At 66.0% G+C, this 15,859-nt stretch carries 13 protein-coding genes and 1 tRNA gene; 11 read left to right on the forward strand and 3 right to left on the reverse strand.

Going from position 1 to position 15,859, the window contains the following annotated elements; genetic code table 11:
* Window positions 1-147: 147 nt before the first annotated feature.
* Window positions 148-1,191, forward strand: a complete 1,044-nt coding sequence (locus ACI0FO_RS19455; RefSeq protein WP_416029248.1) for a virulence RhuM family protein — start codon at window positions 148-150, stop codon at window positions 1,189-1,191.
* A 51-nt stretch (window positions 1,192-1,242) separates the two neighbouring features.
* Here ACI0FO_RS19455 and ACI0FO_RS19460 read toward each other — a convergent pair whose 3' ends face one another.
* Complete coding sequence (locus ACI0FO_RS19460; protein WP_416029250.1) at window positions 1,243-2,208, reverse strand: Bug family tripartite tricarboxylate transporter substrate binding protein; 966 nt, start codon at window positions 2,206-2,208, stop codon at window positions 1,243-1,245.
* 34 nt (window positions 2,209-2,242) lie between these two features.
* A complete protein-coding gene (locus tag ACI0FO_RS19465; protein WP_416029252.1) occupies window positions 2,243-3,664 on the reverse strand; it encodes an amidase in 1,422 nt (473 codons plus the stop codon).
* Between the two features lie 147 nt (window positions 3,665-3,811).
* On the opposite strand from ACI0FO_RS19465, the gene ACI0FO_RS19470 reads away from it, so the two are divergent.
* The 5 genes from ACI0FO_RS19470 to ACI0FO_RS19490 all read left to right on the forward strand — a co-directional run bounded on the left by ACI0FO_RS19470 (window position 3,812) and on the right by ACI0FO_RS19490 (window position 7,732).
* Window positions 3,812-4,612, forward strand: a complete 801-nt coding sequence (locus ACI0FO_RS19470; RefSeq protein ID WP_416029254.1) for an IclR family transcriptional regulator — start codon at window positions 3,812-3,814, stop codon at window positions 4,610-4,612.
* 66 nt (window positions 4,613-4,678) lie between these two features.
* Window positions 4,679-4,754: transfer RNA gene (locus tag ACI0FO_RS19475), tRNA-Asn, on the forward strand.
* Between the two features lie 237 nt (window positions 4,755-4,991).
* Window positions 4,992-5,945, forward strand: coding sequence for a transcriptional regulator GcvA (gene gcvA, locus ACI0FO_RS19480; RefSeq protein ID WP_416029256.1), 954 nt, complete (start codon window positions 4,992-4,994; stop codon window positions 5,943-5,945).
* Between the two features lie 105 nt (window positions 5,946-6,050).
* A complete protein-coding gene (locus ACI0FO_RS19485; RefSeq protein WP_416029258.1) occupies window positions 6,051-6,524 on the forward strand; it encodes a RidA family protein in 474 nt (157 codons plus the stop codon).
* 11 nt (window positions 6,525-6,535) lie between these two features.
* Window positions 6,536-7,732: an aminotransferase class V-fold PLP-dependent enzyme gene (locus ACI0FO_RS19490; protein WP_416029260.1), complete on the forward strand. Its 1,197-nt coding sequence runs from the start codon at window positions 6,536-6,538 to the stop codon at window positions 7,730-7,732.
* 15 nt (window positions 7,733-7,747) lie between these two features.
* On the opposite strand, the gene ACI0FO_RS19495 is transcribed toward ACI0FO_RS19490, so the two are convergent.
* Entirely contained in the window at window positions 7,748-8,641 is an 894-nt protein-coding gene (locus tag ACI0FO_RS19495; protein ID WP_416029262.1) for a DMT family transporter, read from the reverse strand.
* A gap of 163 nt (window positions 8,642-8,804) precedes the next feature.
* Between ACI0FO_RS19495 and ACI0FO_RS19500 the strand changes: the two genes are divergently transcribed.
* From ACI0FO_RS19500 to ACI0FO_RS19520, 5 genes are all read left to right on the forward strand, one after another.
* Window positions 8,805-9,695: a helix-turn-helix domain-containing protein gene (locus ACI0FO_RS19500; RefSeq protein WP_416029264.1), complete on the forward strand. Its 891-nt coding sequence runs from the start codon at window positions 8,805-8,807 to the stop codon at window positions 9,693-9,695.
* A gap of 103 nt (window positions 9,696-9,798) precedes the next feature.
* On the forward strand, window positions 9,799-11,247 hold the full coding sequence (locus tag ACI0FO_RS19505; RefSeq protein WP_416029266.1) for a DUF2868 domain-containing protein: 1,449 nt from the start codon (window positions 9,799-9,801) through the stop codon (window positions 11,245-11,247).
* Window positions 11,240-12,628, forward strand: a complete 1,389-nt coding sequence (locus ACI0FO_RS19510; RefSeq protein WP_416029267.1) for a GTPase/DUF3482 domain-containing protein — start codon at window positions 11,240-11,242, stop codon at window positions 12,626-12,628. Before ACI0FO_RS19505 ends, ACI0FO_RS19510 begins: the two co-directional genes overlap by 8 nt.
* A gap of 355 nt (window positions 12,629-12,983) precedes the next feature.
* Window positions 12,984-14,591, forward strand: a complete 1,608-nt coding sequence (locus ACI0FO_RS19515; RefSeq protein WP_416029269.1) for an ABC transporter substrate-binding protein — start codon at window positions 12,984-12,986, stop codon at window positions 14,589-14,591.
* Window positions 14,592-14,733: 142 nt separating this feature from the next.
* Window positions 14,734-15,705 carry an ABC transporter permease gene (locus ACI0FO_RS19520; protein WP_416029271.1) on the forward strand — a complete coding sequence of 324 codons (972 nt, stop codon included), beginning with the start codon at window positions 14,734-14,736 and terminating at the stop codon, window positions 15,703-15,705.
* The last annotated feature ends 154 nt before the right edge of the window (window positions 15,706-15,859 follow it).

A 15,859-nucleotide genomic window follows, 5' to 3' on the forward strand; every position in this document is an offset into this window, starting at 1 on the left:
GGTCGCGAGCCTTCCGGGTGCCATCATAAGGGATCGGCCTTACGGCTGCTGTTCGCACATATCAGACCGAATCCACCATTGCCGAGGTAACGCCAACAGGCATGATGACTGTATATTTATCCAGTCATCATGCCTTGCGCCGATACCATGGAATCTCCCACACACAATCCTTCCGAGTTCCTTTTCTATACGTCAAAAGAGGGTGAAGCCCGCGTTCAAGTCATCACGGATAGCGAGACTGTCTGGGCCAGCCAAAAGGGGATGGGGGAGATCTTCGGTGTCGACGTCCGCACGATAAGCGAGCATCTGCGCAACATCTTCAATTCCGATGAACTGGAGGAAACCGCAGTTATCCGGAAATTCCGGATAACTGCGACCGACGGCAAGACCTATTCGACCAACCACTACAACTTGGACGGCATCATTTCCGTCGGCTACCGGGTCAACTCGTCCAGAGCCACCAGGTTCCGGATTTGGGCAACCAGCGTCCTAAGGGAACACCTGATCAAGGGTTTCTCGCTAGACGACGACCGCCTCAAACAGGGCAAGCAACTCTTTGGAATCGACTATTTCCAGGAACTGCTTGAACGAATCCGTGAGATCCGAGCATCTGAACGCCGCTTCTACCAGAAGCTGACCGATGTCTTCGCTCAATGTAGCGTCGACTATGACAAGACCTCAGGCACCGCTCAGCGCTTCTATTCAGCGGTGCAAAACAAATTCCACTTTGCCATCCATGGCGGAACTGCGGCAGAACTCATCAATGCCAGATCCGACGCGTCAAAGCCGAATATGGGATTGACGTCATGGAAGAATGAACGTATCGGCGGCAAAGTCCTGAAGTCCGACATCTCCGTCGCGAAAAACTATCTCAGCGAAGACGAGATCCGCCATCTGAATCGTCTGGTGGGTCAGTACCTGGACTTCGCTGAAGGAATGGCGGAACGTCGGCGCACCATGACCATGGCTCAATGGGCCGTCAAGCTGGACGACTTCCTGCGATTCAACGAGTATGACGTGCTGATCGGCGCTGGGGGCATTCCAGCCGACATCGCAAAACAGAAAGCGGCATCGGAATATGAAAAATTCCGCGTCGTTCAAGATCAAACCTTCACCTCGGATTTCGATCAGCTCGTGACGAATATCCAAGAAAAAATCCCGTCTTCGTCACACACGCGGCCACCGGAGTGACCGCGCGTGCAGCATGGCAAAACCGCAACCGTGGCGCCACGCGCCGATCCGTCAATCCGGCTTGATACCCGCCGCCTTGATGATCGCCGCGTTGCGCTCCAGTTCCGTCTCCACCTTGCGGCGGAACGCGGCCGGGTCCTGGTAAGTGGCGTCAAAGCCCAGGTCCTGCAGCTTGGCGCGCGTGTCCGGTTCCGCCATCACCGCTTCGATCTCCTTGGACATCCGGGCGACGATGGGCGCGGGCGTGCCTTTGGGCATGACGACGCCGAACCACGTTTCGAAGTCGTAGCCGGCCACGCCGCCTTCCGCGACGGCAGGGACGTCGGGTACCAGGGGCGAGCGCGCGCGGCCCGTCAGCGCCACGGCGCGGACCTTGCCGGCCTTGATCTGGGGCAGGCCCGCCACCAGCGTGTCGATCGACAACGGAATCTGGTTGCCGATCAGGTCGGTCATGGCCGGGGCGCTGCCACGGTAGGGCACATGCAGCAATTTGGCGCCGGTACGCTGGGCCAGCGATTCGCCCGCCATGTGCGGCGTGGAGCCGTTGCCGAACGACCCGAAGCTGAGCGGTTGCGCAGCGGATTTTGTCGTGATGTCGGCCACCGTGCCGATGCCGGACTGCGGGTTCGTCAGGATCACGAACGGCGTGCTGCCCGCGACGGCAACGTACTCGTAGCTCTTGATCGGGTCGTAGCTCAGGTTGGGATACAGCAGCGGGTTCGACGTGAACGTCGGGGCGCCGGTGATCATCAATGTGTAGCCGTCGGGCGCGGCGCGGGCGACGGCGGCGGCGCCGATGCCGGTATTGGCGCCGGGCTTGTTTTCAATGACGACGGTCTGGCCCAGACGCGCGCCCAGCTTCGCGGCGAAGAGGCGGCCGATGACGTCGGTGGATCCGCCAGGCGGGAACGGCACCACCATGGTGATGGGCTTTTCCGGGTAGGCCTGTGCCGAGGCCATCAGCGGCGCTGCGGTCAGGACGCACAGCGCAATAGCGCGGGCGACGGTGTGGTTCATTATTTTCCCCTTGTGTTGTTGGTGTGGTGGTCAGTCAGTGCGGCAGCACGGGCGCCTGGCGCCAATACTGCGTGGCTTGTTCGAACGCGTGCGCCAGTTGCAGCAGCGCATGTTCCTGGCGATAGCGGCCGACGATCTGGATGCCGACGGGCAGGCCCGCGTCGCTGAAGCCGCAGGGCACCGAAATGGCCGGATGGCCGGTCAGCGACAGGTAGTAGCCCGAACGCATCCAGTCGATGTAGTTGTGCATCGGCGTGCCTTCGATGCCAGTTACGGTTTCCTGTTCGACCGGGAACGGCAGCACTTGGCTGACCGGCCCGATCAGGAATTCGTGCTGCTGCATGAAGGCGTGCATGCGCGCGAACAAGGCGGCGCGGTCGCGCTCGGCCTGGACGATGGCGGCAGCCGGTTGTTGCAGGCCCAGCTCGATGTTCCAGATGACGCTGTCCTTGAGCAGGTGCCTGTGTTCGCGCAGCACCGTTTCGTAGCCCACCGCGAAGGCCTGCCCGCGCAGGGCCTGGAATGCGGCGTCCGCGCCGGTGAAGTCCGGGCAAGCCGCTTCGACTTGGGCGCCCAGGTCTGCGAATACAGGCAGTTGGCGCTCCAGCGCCTGCACCACGGCGGCTTCCACCGGCAAGCCGCCCCACGTCGGCGCGTAGGCGATACGCACGCCTTTGAAATCGCGCGACAGGCTGTCCAGGAAGCGGGTGGGGTGCTGATCGATGGCCAGCGGGTCGCGCGCATCCGCCCCTGCCGTGGCGGCCAGCAGCAGCGCCACGTCGGCGACCGTGCGCGCCATCGGGCCCGCGACGGTCAATGCGTTGTACGGATTGGCGGTGGGCCATTGGGGGACGCGCCCGGGCGACGGACGCAGGCCCACGATGTTGCAAAACGATGCCGGGTTGCGCAGCGATCCGCCCATGTCCGTGCCGTCGGCCAAGGGCGCCATACGGGAGGCCAGCGCCGCAGCGGCCCCGCCGCTGCTGCCGCCGGCGGTCAGGCGCAGGTCGTAGGGATTGCGGGTGGCGCCGAATACCGGATTGAACGTCTGTGAACCGGCGCCGAACTCTGGCAGGTTGGTCTTGCCCAGCGTGATGGCGCCGGCCGCGCGCTCTCGGGTGACGATCAGGCTGTCGCGCTCGGGCACGAAGTCGCGGTATAGCGGCGACCCGTAGGTGGTGCGCATGCCCGCCGTCAGGAAGGAATCCTTATGCAAGATGGGCAAGCCGTGCAACAGGCCCAACGGATGGCCGGCCGCCTGGCGTTCGTCGGCTAAAAGGGCGCACGCCAACGCGCCTTCGGCGTCTACCGTGACCACCGCATTCACGTGGGCATTGCAGGCGTCGATGCGCGCCAGATGCGCGGCCGTCACGTCGCGGGCGCTGATATGGCCGGCGGCGATGTCGGCCCGCAAGGCCACGGCGGTCATGTCGCATAAGGAAGAATTCTGGGTCATGGGCAGCTGCAATGTATTGCTATGCGATATAAAGTATTGAATAATCAACTTTATAGTGGGTATTCTGCCCCTGGACAATTCGGGGAAACTAGCGCTGCCCATGACGCCACCGCATCCGCCCCCTTGCGCCGCCCGGCCTAAAAACTCATGACGACACGCCCGCCCCCCGTTGCCGCTCCCTCCCTGGCGAACGCCGACGATCCCTTGTTCGTCGCGTCGCTGGAAAAAGGCATGCGGGTGCTGGACGCGTTCCGCGACGCCTCGGACTCGCTGGGCCTGACCGATATCGCCACGCTGACGGGCCTGGGGAAAAGCGCCGCGCAGCGCTTCATCCACACGTGGGAGCGCCTGGGCTACCTGATCAAGGACGCATCATCGCGCCGCTACCGGTTGGGGCCGCGCGTCGTGGAATTGGGCTACTTCTTCCTGCGCAGCGACCGGCTGGTCTCCATGGCCGCGCCGCATCTGGTGGCATTGCGCGACCGTTGCGGCCTGGCCGTGCACATGAGCGTGCTGGCCGGCGGCGACATGATCTATCTGCTGCGCCTGCCCAGCCGGCAAATGACGCTGGCCGAAATGCTGCCGGGCCGCCGCATGCCCGCCTGGTGCAACAGTGGCGGCCGCATGCTGCTGACCCCGCAGGACGACGACGCCATCCGCCAGGCGCTGCTGCGCGCGCCGCCGCGCCCGTTCACGCCGCGCACGGTCGTGGACCCGGACGCGCTGCTGGCGCTCGTGCGCCAGGCGCGCGAAGACGGCTACGCGCTGACCGAAGACCAAGTACTACAGAACCAAGTGGGCGCGGCCGTGCTGCTGCGCGATGCGCGCGGCCAGCCGTTGGCAGCGATCAGTGTCAGCGCGCCGCGCAACGACTATCCCGCTGACCGCTTGCTGCAAGACATCGTGCCGCAGCTATTTCGCACGGCGCAGGCGATCCAGCACGCTTGATCGAAATTTTTCACGCTGTTTTGCATTCTTTCGATTTTTTGTGCATAATTCGGCCCCTCTACCTGTTCCCCGATAGCTCAGTCGGTAGAGCGACGGACTGTTAATCCGCAGGTCGCTGGTTCGAGCCCAGCTCGGGGAGCCAAGAATTCAGCCGTGCAATGTTCATCCGCACCGCTAGCAAGACAAGCTGTATCTGCAAGACCAAGCAATACCCGCAGTACCCTTAAAAAAGCCCGCAACTTGTTTGCGGGCTTTTTGCATTGCGGCCCGCAATCGGCTCACAACCCGCTCACAAGTCCGGCCCACAACCGGCCCACAACCGGCCCACAACGCGTAGGATGACGCGCATCCCGTTCCGACGCGCTTCGCCATCCGTCCCATGCGTTCCACGCGATCCCTGCCTGCCCTGGTTTCCCTGCGCGCCTTCGAAGCGGCGGCGCGGCGCTTGAGCTTTTCGTTGGCGGCTCAAGAACTTTTCGTCACGCAAAGCGCGATCAGCCATCACATCCAGCGGCTGGAAAGCGAACTGGGCGTGGCGCTGTTTGAACGGCGCACGCGGGCCGTGGCGCTGACGCCCGCCGGGCAGGCCTATTACGAACACGTGCATGCCGCCTTTGAATTGTTGCGCCAGGGCACCGACGACATCCGTGCGCCGGCCACGGCCCGCGCCACGCTAAAGGTCGGCTTGCTGGCGTCGTTCGCCACGCGCTGGCTGGCCCCGCGCCTGCCGGCGTTCGCCGCCGCGCATCCGGACATCGATCTGCAACTGCAAACCGACATCGGCCTGGCCGATGTGGCGGGCGGCGAGGTGGACGTGGCGATCCGCTACGGCCGCGGCGGCTGGCCGGGCGTCGCCTCGCGCCTGCTGATGGCTGAACGGCTGTCCGTCGTGTGCGCGCCCGCCTTGATCGCTGGCCGCAAGCGCCCCCGCACAGCGGACGACTTGCTGCGCCACCCGCTGCTGGCTTCGCACGCCAGGCAGCCGTTTGAATGGGACGCCTGGTCGCGACGCTTCGGCATGGATCTGGGCCGCGCCCAGACGGTGCGCCTGCACGACTACAACATCGTCGTCGAAGCCGCGCTGGCTGGCCAGGGCCTGGCCATGGGCCGCCACCGGCTGATCGCCCCGCACCTGGCCAGCGGCGCGCTGGTGGACGCACTGCCGGGCACGGTGCTGGAAGATCCCCGCATCGGCTGGTGGTTCGTAGCCCCCCGCGGCGCGCTGACACCCTTGGCGCAAGCCTTCCATGACTGGCTGGCTGCCTCGGCTACGGCAGAGGCAGACGCAGAGGCAGGCGCTGGTGCAGACCCGGCCAATCGCCATACGCATTAGTTTTGCTCATGCGTATAAGGCAAGAATTGATTGGTCACGCGCCGCCGTGCCCGATAGCATCGAAGTTCGCACTTTTTCGCTAACCTCTTTTGCAGGTGAATCAACATGACCCGCACCATCTCCGGCCGCGTGGCCGAACTGGGCTATACCCTGGAAGCCGCCGCCGCCCCCGCCGCCAACTACGTGCCGTTCGTCCTGGAGGGCAACCTGCTCACCATCTCGGGCCAGATCTCGCGCCAGGACGGCAAGCCGCGCTATCTGGGCCAGTTGGGCAACCAGGTATCCGACGCCGACGGCGTCGAAGCCGCCAAGCTGTCGGGCCTGGGCATCCTGTCGCAGATCGCCGCCGCCACCGGCGACCGCCTGGATCGCGTGGCACGCGTCGTGCGCCTGGGCGTCTTCGTGGCCAGCACGCCCGATTTCAATCGCCAGAGCGCCATCGCCAACGGCGCGTCGGACTTGATGGTCGCCGTGTTCGGCGACGCCGGCCGCCACGCGCGCAGCGCGGTTGGCGTGGCGTCCCTGCCGCAAGGCGTGGCCGTGGAAATCGAAGCCGTCATCGCCTTGACGCCCGCCTGAGCGCTTTTGCCATGCCCGCCCCTCTGACCCCAGACGCCATTCAGGCGCTGCGCGCCCGGACGCCCGGCGCGCAAACCAGCGTCCACTTCAACCACGCCGGCTCGTCGCTGCCCTCGTCCGGCACGCTGGAAGCGATTCATGCGCATCTGCTGCGCGAAGCGACCCAGGGCCCGATGGAGGCTGGCGTGGCCTCGCGGGCGCTAACCGAAAGCGCCCGCACGCTGTCGGCGCAGCTACTGAATGCCCAGCCGGAAGAGATCGCCCTGACCACCGGCAACTCTCCCGGCTGGGGCGCGGCCTTCGCGGCGCTTGCGCCTTGGCGGCCCGGCGACCGCATCCTGGTCGGCCGCCATGAATGGGGCGGCAACCTGGCGGCCATGCGACTGCGGGCCGAACGCGCCGGCGCCGTGCTGGAAACCATCCCGTCGGACGACACCGGCTGCGTGGACGCCGACGCGCTGGCCGGCATGCTGGACGAGCGCGTGCGCCTGATCGCGCTGACCTGGCTGCCCGCCAACGGCGGCCTGATCAACCCCGCCGCCGCCATCGGCCGCGTGGCGCGGCAGCACAGCATTCCGTATTTCGTGGATGCCGCGCAAGCGGTAGGCCAGCTACCCATTGATGTGGCGGAAGTGGGCTGCGATGTCTTGAGCGGCCCCGGCCGCAAGGCGTTGCGCGGGCCGCGCGGCACGGGCCTGCTGTATGTGCGGCAGGGTTTCCTGGATCAGCTGACGCCCGCTTTCGTGGATACCCATTCGGCCCCGTTGGGCGACGACGGCCAGCCCCGATTGCGTGCTGACGCCGCCCGGCTGGAATCCGCCGAAAACTCGCTGGCGTTGCGCTGCGGCCTGGCCCATGCCTTGCAGGAAGCGCTGGACATCGGCCTTGCGGCCATCCGCGCCACCATCGATGCAAACGCCCGATTGCTGCGCGCAGAACTCGCGGCCATTCCGGGCATCACGGTGCTGGATCAAGGCCGGGAATTGTCAGGCCTGGTGTCCTTCAATGTGGCGGGCCAGGACGCAACGGCCGTGCAACGCGCGCTGGCGGCACAGGGCATCACCATTGGCAGCAACGGCGTCCCGTATACGCCGCTGGACATGCACGCGCGCGGCCTGACCCAGATCGCGCGCGCCTCGGTCAGCTATCTGACCAGCGATGACGAAATATCTCGATTGCTCGACGGGCTGCGGCAGCTGGCGCGATAGCCGGCGGCACAAGCCTCAAGCCGCCGCGCGGCGTATGAACGGCGACCATTTCGTGAAAACCAGCAAGTTGCCAACCATCACCAGCGCCAGGCCGGCGAAGGCCGCTGGCGTCCATTGGTAGCCCTCGGCCACCGTCGACACGCTTAGCGCCACCACGGGGAACAGCACGGTGCAATACGCGGCGCGGGCGGGTCCCATGCGGCCCACCAGCGTCAGATAGGCGGTGAAACCGATCACCGACCCGGGAATGGCCAGATAGAGCAGGGCGCCGACATAGGACGGCGACGGGTCGAACTGGAACGGCAGGCCCGCCACCACGCACCCCGCCAGCAGGATAGCCGCGCCATACAGCATGCTGTAGGCGTTACCCGTCAGCGGCCGGATCCCGGCGCGCTGCTGTAGCGACGACAACATGTTGCCGGTGGAAAAGCAAAACGTGCCCAGCAGCGCGAAGCCCAGCCCCAACAGCGTTTCGTGGCTGGCCTGCTGACTGGCAAGCTCGCGCCAGAACAGCAGCACCAGCCCCGAAAAGCCAAACGCCCCGGCCAGCATCACACGCGGCGCGACGCGGGTGCCGAACCACACGCGGGCGTTCAACGCGTTCCATAGCGTCGCGGCGGAAAACACCACCGACACCAATCCGCTGGGGATCCACTGTGTGGCGGTGTAGAAGCACAGGAAATTCAGGCAAAACAGGCACAGGCCCTGGCCCACGCAAAGCCAATGGCCGCGCCGGTCCAGCTTTTGCAATTTACGGGTCAGCAGCAAAGCGGCGAACAGCACCAGACCGGCCAGCGCGAAGCGGTAGAAGATGGAGACGGGAATGGCCACCACGCCCAGTTGCAGCTTGATGGCGATCCAGGTGGTGCCCCAGATGACGACAGTCAGGAAATACAGGAAGAGATTCACGATGCGCGGGACGAAAATAAAGGGACGCGATACGGGCCAGCCAGACAGCCGATCCGTTCGCCGCGAGTGTGCGCCGCCGCCGGGGTCCGGAATTGCCGGTTCTTGCGGTTTTTGCAGGGTCGCGCGCGCGGCGTGCGCGAGATCGCAGTAGCATTTCAGTCCTATGGGCACTATCGCGTCGGCCCCCGCCGACTTCTCCGTCTTCCGCACCCTGTCGCGCTCCACCGCCACGCTGGAGCGCGCCGCGCCGCTGGGCGAAGGCATCGCCATTTCGCAATGGGCGCGCAGCGCCAATGAAACCCTGGGCTACGACATGCCGGGGCATCACACGCTGTCCCTGTACCTGCACGGCGGCGACAAGTCGTTCCGCGTCGGCCACGACACCCTGCACGGCGGCGCCGGCAAGTTCTGCGTGCTGCCGGCCGAACACTATTCGCGCTGGTGCATGAACGACACCGTGCATTTCCTGCACCTGTACATCGCGCCCGAACGGCTGGCGCGCGAAGCCGTCATGCGGCTGGATTGCGAACCCCGCACGCTGGAACTGCGCGACCGCACCTACATCCAGGACGATTCCTTGATTGACGTGTGCCGCCAGTTGCTGGGCACCGACTGGGCGCAACCGGCGGACCGGCTGGCGGCCAGCAGCGCCGCCGAAACCGTGCTGCATCACTTGCTGAACCAGGGCGTGGCCCGCAAGACCGCGCAACCCGCCCGCGGCGGCCTCGCGCCCGCCGTGCGCCGGCGCATCATGGACTACGTGGACGCGCACTTGCACGAACCCCTGACACTGGACCAGCTGGCGGGAATCGCCGCGCTGTCTACCTACCATTTCGCCCGCATGTTCCACACCTCGTTCGGCGAACCGCCGCACGCCTGGGTGCGGGGACGCCGCCTGGCGCACGCCCGCAGCCTGTTGGCGGCCGGCAAAGGCGATCTGGCCGGCATCGCGCAGGCCAGCGGCTTCGGCAACGCCAGCCACTTGTCCCGGGTCTTCCGCGACGCCGTCGGCGTCACGCCCGGCCAGTACCGCAACGCGCGCCGCCAGCACTGAACACGGCAGCAGTCCGGCCCCGTTTCCCGACCCGCGCGTCTACAATGGCGCATCGCCCTTAGCGGCCTGACACCGCGGTCCAACCGCGCTTGCCCACGACGCGATGCCGCCTTCGCCCTCTCGCGATTCCGAACCCCTGGCCGGCCCGGCCGCCCCGCGCCCGCTGCGCGCGCATTGGCTGGCCGAACTCATCCGCCTGCGTGAAACCCACTGGGGCCCGCTGGACGATGCCGACGCCGTCCGGCGCGTGCGGCAGCTGGATGCCGACCTGCCTTCGCGCATCCTGGCCCGCGCCGACCTGCTGGCGCAACGCGAAAACCTCACCCCCATGGTCGATGCCTGGCGCCGCAGCGCGCGCGGCATCCTGGCCGTGCTGTTCGTCCTGGCCCTGTTGTCCGGCATCGGCGTGGCCCTGGGCGCGCTGGGCGATGGGTCGCGCCCCGTCAACGTGCTCTGGGCGCTGGGCGCCTTGCTCGGCCTGCACGCATTGACCTTCCTGCTGTGGCTGGCCAGCTTTCTGCTCAGGCCGTCGGCCGTGACCGTCTTAGGCCGCCTGTGGCTGTGGGCCACCCGCAAGCTGTCGCGAGGTCCCGACGGCGCGCTGGTGCCGCAGGCCCTCCTGAACCTTCTGGCGCGCGCAGGCGCGTTGCGCTGGCTCTTCGGGGCCATCAGCCATCTGTTGTGGCTAACGGCGTTGTGCGCCGCGCTGGCCGCCTTGCTGGCGGTGCTGTCCACCGCCAGTTACCGTTTCATCTGGGCCACCACGCTGCTGGCGCCCGACACCTTCGTGGGGCTGACGCAGGCCATCGGCTGGCTGCCCGCGCACCTGGGCTTTCCGATGCCAGACGCCGCCATCATCCGCGCCAGCGACGGCGCGCAGACGCTGTCAGCCGACGCGCAGGTGCAGTGGTCGCTGTGGTTGATCGGCGTGCTGGTGGTCTACGGCATCCTGCCCCGTCTGCTGGCAGGCGCGCTGTGCGGGGCCGCCGCGCTGCGCGCCCTGCGTCGTTTGCGCATCGACCCCTTGCTTGCCGGTTTTTCACCGCTGCGCGACCGCCTCGAGCCCCCGGCGCAATCCACTGGCATCGACCGTCCCGTGGACCCGCTGCACGAACCCCGCGTGCGTGGGCCCGCGCTGGCCGGGCTGGCCGGACAACCCGTGATGCTGGGCCTGGAATTGCCCGCCGACCTGGCCTGGCCGCCCGCCGGCGTGCCCGACGGCATCCGGCTGGCCGGCAACCTGGACACGCGGGAAGAACGCAACCGCGTGCTGGACGCGCTGGCCCAGGCCGCGGCGTCGCGCCTGCTGATCGCCTGCGATGCGCGCCAAACGCCTGATCGCGGCACCCTGTCGCTGATCGCCGAACTGTCCGCGCACGCGCAAGCCACCGGCGTCTGGCTCATTACCCCCCCGTCCCCGGACGAGGTGACCGGCGCGGGTACGCGCGCCGCCTTGTGGCGCGAACGGCTGCTGGCGCTAGGCCTGGCCGCAGATGCCATCCTGCAATCCCCCGCCGCGCCGCTGGCGTGGCTGGAGTTCGGCCATGGCTGACGGCGTCATCAAGATCGCGGTGGTGGGCCACACTAACACCGGCAAGACTTCGCTGCTGCGCACCCTTACGCGGGACACCGCGTTCGGCCAGGTGGCCGACAGCCCAGGCACCACCCGCCACGTCGAAGGCGCTCGGCTGCGCCTGGAAGGCCGCGCCGTGCTGGAATGGTTCGACACGCCGGGGATGGAAGACAGCATCGCCCTGCTGGAATACCTGGAACGGCTGGACGGCCCCGACGAACGGCTGGACGGCCCCGCGCGCATCCGCCGCTTCCTGGACACGCCCGAAGCCCATGGCCGCTACGAGCAGGAAGCCCGCGTCCTGACGAAGATGCTGGACTGCGACGCCGCCCTGTACGTGATCGACGCGCGCGATCCCGTGCTGGGCAAGCATCGTGACGAACTCTCCGTCCTGGCCGCCTGCGGCCGGCCCTTGCTGCCAGTGCTGAATTTTGTGAATGCGCCCGCCCACCGCGCCGACGAATGGCGGGGCGCAATGGCGCGGCTGGGCCTGCATGCGGTAGTGGAATTCGACACGGTCGCGCCGCCGCTCGATGGCGAACAGCAGCTGTACAGCAAACTGGGGGTGCTGCTGGACCGGCACGCGGACGCACTGGCCCGGTTGGCCGACAGCCTGTCGCTGCAACGCCGCGAACGCCACGCCGCCGCCTACGAACTGCTGGCCGATCTGCTGGTCGACGTCGCGGCGCTGCGCCTGTCCAGCGCCAGCGACGAGGCCGCGCTTACCGCCACATCGAACCAATTGCGCGATCAGGTCCGGCAACGTGAACAGACCTGCGTGAACGCCTTGCTGGCGCTCTACAACTTCCGTCCGTCTGATTTTTCGGACGACACGCTGCCCTTGCAAGGCGAACGCTGGGGCATGGACCTGTTCCATCCTCAGGCGCTGAAAGACATGGGCGTGCAGGTCGGCATGGGCGCCGCCGCCGGCGCGATGGCGGGTGCCGCGGTAGACCTGTTCAGCGCGGGCCTCAGCCTGGGCACCGGCATGCTGATCGGCGCGGCGGCCGGCGGGCTGTGGCAAGGGGTCGAAAAGCTGGGCAAGCGCGTCGCCGGCAAACTGCGCGGCTGGCGCGAGATCAGTGTGGACGATGCCGTCCTGCGCTTGCTGGCCCTGCGCCAGCGGCGATTGATCGATGCCCTGGAACGCCGCGGCCACGCCGCGCGAGAGCCATTGAAACTCGCCCTTCCGGATGACGAAGCTTGGCGAAAAGGGCCGTTGCCCGAGGCGCTGAAAGAAGCGCGCAGCCGCCCCGAATGGTCGGCGCTGGGCAAGCACTACGAAGACAGCGACCGCAGGAAGCGCATCGTCCACGAGTTGGCGAAAACCCTTGCCGCAACGCCTCGGCCGGACGCATGAATCCGCCTCTGTCCACGCCGTCAAACGCACCATTCAACGCCGACGGCAAGCGCGGACTAACCCCAATTCAAACCGATTGACGCTTAAACGAATGGATCTATAAGATTCGTTCTGCATCGGCGCGGTCCGTCCCCGCCATGACATTCACAAGGGGTTGGGTCTATCGTGAAGTCGAAGTCTTCGGCAGTGATTCCCGGCATCGCCCTCCAAGGCGCGTGCGCAGTCCGCGCCACGCGCCTTCTGGCCCCACGCCGTCTTTCGTCGTAAGCAGCAACGCCATGCCCCGGATCCCGATGGGGCCGGGGCCCTGTCACTTCTGTCGCGCGATCCGCGCACCACACGGAGCATGAGGGCTATGCGTACTTTTCCCCACCTAAAGCAAGCTGCGCTCGCGGCCGCCGTCGCGGCATCGCTGGCATTCAGCGCCGGCGCGGCCGCCAAGACGTTCCACTGGTCTTATCAAGGCGACGCCACGTCGATGGACCCAATGGCCCTGAACGAGACCTTCACGCTGGGCTTTCAGGGCAACATCTACGAGACCCTGGCCGGTTACGACGGCAATCTGAAACTGACCCCGCTGCTGGCCGAAAGCTGGGAAAACCCCGAACCCACCAAATGGGTGTTCAAGCTGCGCAAGGGCGTCAAGTTCCATGACGGTTCGCCTTTCACTGCCGACGACGTCATCTTTTCCTGGAAGCGCAGCCTGACGCCCGGCTCCGACATGAAGGGCTACGGCGCCAAAGCCTCCGACATCAAGAAGGTGGACGACTACACCATTGAAGTCACCACCCCCACGCCCAACCCCATCCTGCCGCGCGAATGGGTGTTCCTGTACATCATGAGCAAGACGTGGGCCGAGAAAAACAAGACCACCGAGGCCACCAACGTCAAGGGCGACAACCAGGGTAACTACGCCAACCTGAACGCCAACGGCACCGGTCCCTTCATGCTGGTCTCGCGCCAGCCCGACGTAAAGACCGTGCTCAAACGCTATGACGGCTACTGGAACAAGGACATCAAGACCAACGTCGACGAAGTCATCTTCCAGCCGATCACGCAGGAAGCCACGCGCGTGGCCGCGTTGATCTCCGGCGAAATGGATTTGGTGCAACCTGTTCCCGTCCAGGACTGGAAGCGCCTTGAAGACGCCAAGGGCGTGAAACCGCTGACGGCGCCGGAAGCGCGCGCCATCTTCATCGGCATGGACCAGGACCGCGACGAACTGCTGTTCTCGGATGTGAAGGGCAAGAACCCCTTCAAGGACGCGAAGGTGCGCGAAGCCGTCGTGCTGGCCGTCGACACCAAAGCCATCAACGACAAGATCATGCGCGGCGCGGCCAAGCCGCTGGGCTCGCTGGTGGCCACCGCCATCAACGGTTATGCCGATTCCTACGGCGCGCCGTACAAGCCCGATCCCGAACGCGCCAAGAAATTGCTGGCTGAAGCGGGCTACCCGAAGGGCTTCACGGTCACGATGGACTGCCCGAACGACCGCTACGTCAACGACGAAAAGGTCTGCCAAGCGGTCGCCGGCATGCTGGCCCGCGTGGGCATCAAGATCAACCTGCTGGCGCAGACCAAGTCCAAGTACTTCGGCAAGATCCTGCTGCAGGCGGGCAACCAGACCAGCATGTACATGCTGGGATGGACGCCCAGCTCCACCGACGCGCACAACGCGCTGCTGAACCTGGCGGCCTGCCGCGACGCGAAGACAGCCGCCGGCCAGTTCAACCTGGGCGGCTACTGCAACAAAAAGGTCGACGACCTGACCAACAAGATCGGGGTTGAAACCGATCAGACCAAGCGCAATGCCATGATCAAGGAAGCCTTCGAGATCGTGCGCAGCGACTTCGGCTATCTGCCGCTGCACCAGCAGCCGATGTCGTGGGGCGTGAAGGACAACATCAAGGTCATCCAGCGCGCCGACGACGTGCTGGACCTGCGCGACGTGGTGTTGCCGTAACCCGTTGCGTCACCCTGCCTTGATTTCCTGACGATGTGAGCCCCGGATGGCGTAAGCCATCCGGGCGCGCCCGGCCCAGCCCCGCTTCCCGCCATCAACGGAAACGCGGCCCGGCGTTATCTGCAAACGAGGGCACCCGATAATGCTTTCTTTTATTGCGCAACGGCTTATCCAGTCGGTGCTGGTGATGTTGACGGTGGCGCTGATCGCGTTCTCCATGTTCCGCTATGTGGGCGATCCCATCGCCAGCATGGTCGGCCAGGACACCACGCCTGAACAACGCGCGCAGCTGCGTGTCGAGCTGGGCCTGGACGACCCTTTCGTCGTGCAGTTCGCCCGCTTTGTCGGCAATGCCGCGCAGGGCGATTTCGGCATCTCGTACCGCCAGCGCCGCCCCGTCAGCGAATTGCTCGAAGAGCGCATGCCCGCCACGCTGGAGCTGTCGTTCGTGTCCGCCGTGATGGCGTTGGCGCTGGGCATCCCGATGGGCATCTACACCGCGCTCAAGCGGCACGGCGTGCTGTCCAAGGCCTTCATGGCGATCTCGCTGGCCGGCATCTCGCTGCCCACGTTCCTGATCGGCATCCTGCTTATCCTGGTCTTCGGCGTGCAGCTGCGATGGCTGCCCAGCTTCGGGCGCGGCGACGTCGTCAGCCTGGGGTGGTGGACGACCGGCTTTTTAACCAAATCGGGTTGGCTGGCGCTGATCATGCCGGCCATCACGCTGGCGCTGTTCCAGATGACGCTGATCATGCGCCTGGTACGCGCCGAGATGCTGGAGGTGCTGCGCGCCGACTTCATCAAGTTCGCGCGCGCCCGCGGCCTGCCCGAACGGCTGATCAATTTCCGTCACGCGTTGAAGAACACGCTGGTGCCCGTCATCACCATCACGGGACTCCAGCTGGGCTCGATCATCGCGTTCGCCATCATCACCGAAACGGTGTTCCAGTGGCCCGGCATGGGGCTGTTGTTCATCCAGGCCATCAGCATGGTGGACATCCCCGTGATGGCCGCCTACCTGGTGCTGATCGCGTTCATGTTCGTTGTCATCAATCTGGTCGTCGACCTGCTGTACTTCGCCGTGGACCCGCGTCTGCGCGTACAGAGCAAATGAAAAATAGCCCCCACGCCGCGCCTTCGGCTTGCTGCCCCCCGAGGGGGCGCTTTTTACCTTGGGACGGCCCAGCGGTAAAAAATAGCCCCCACGCCGCGCCTTCGGCTTGCTGCCCCCCGAGGGGGCGCTTTTTACCTTGGGACGGCCCAGCGGT

The sequence above is a fragment of the Achromobacter marplatensis genome (genome assembly GCF_049060505.1).
Classification (GTDB): domain Bacteria; phylum Pseudomonadota; class Gammaproteobacteria; order Burkholderiales; family Burkholderiaceae_B; genus Achromobacter; species Achromobacter marplatensis_A.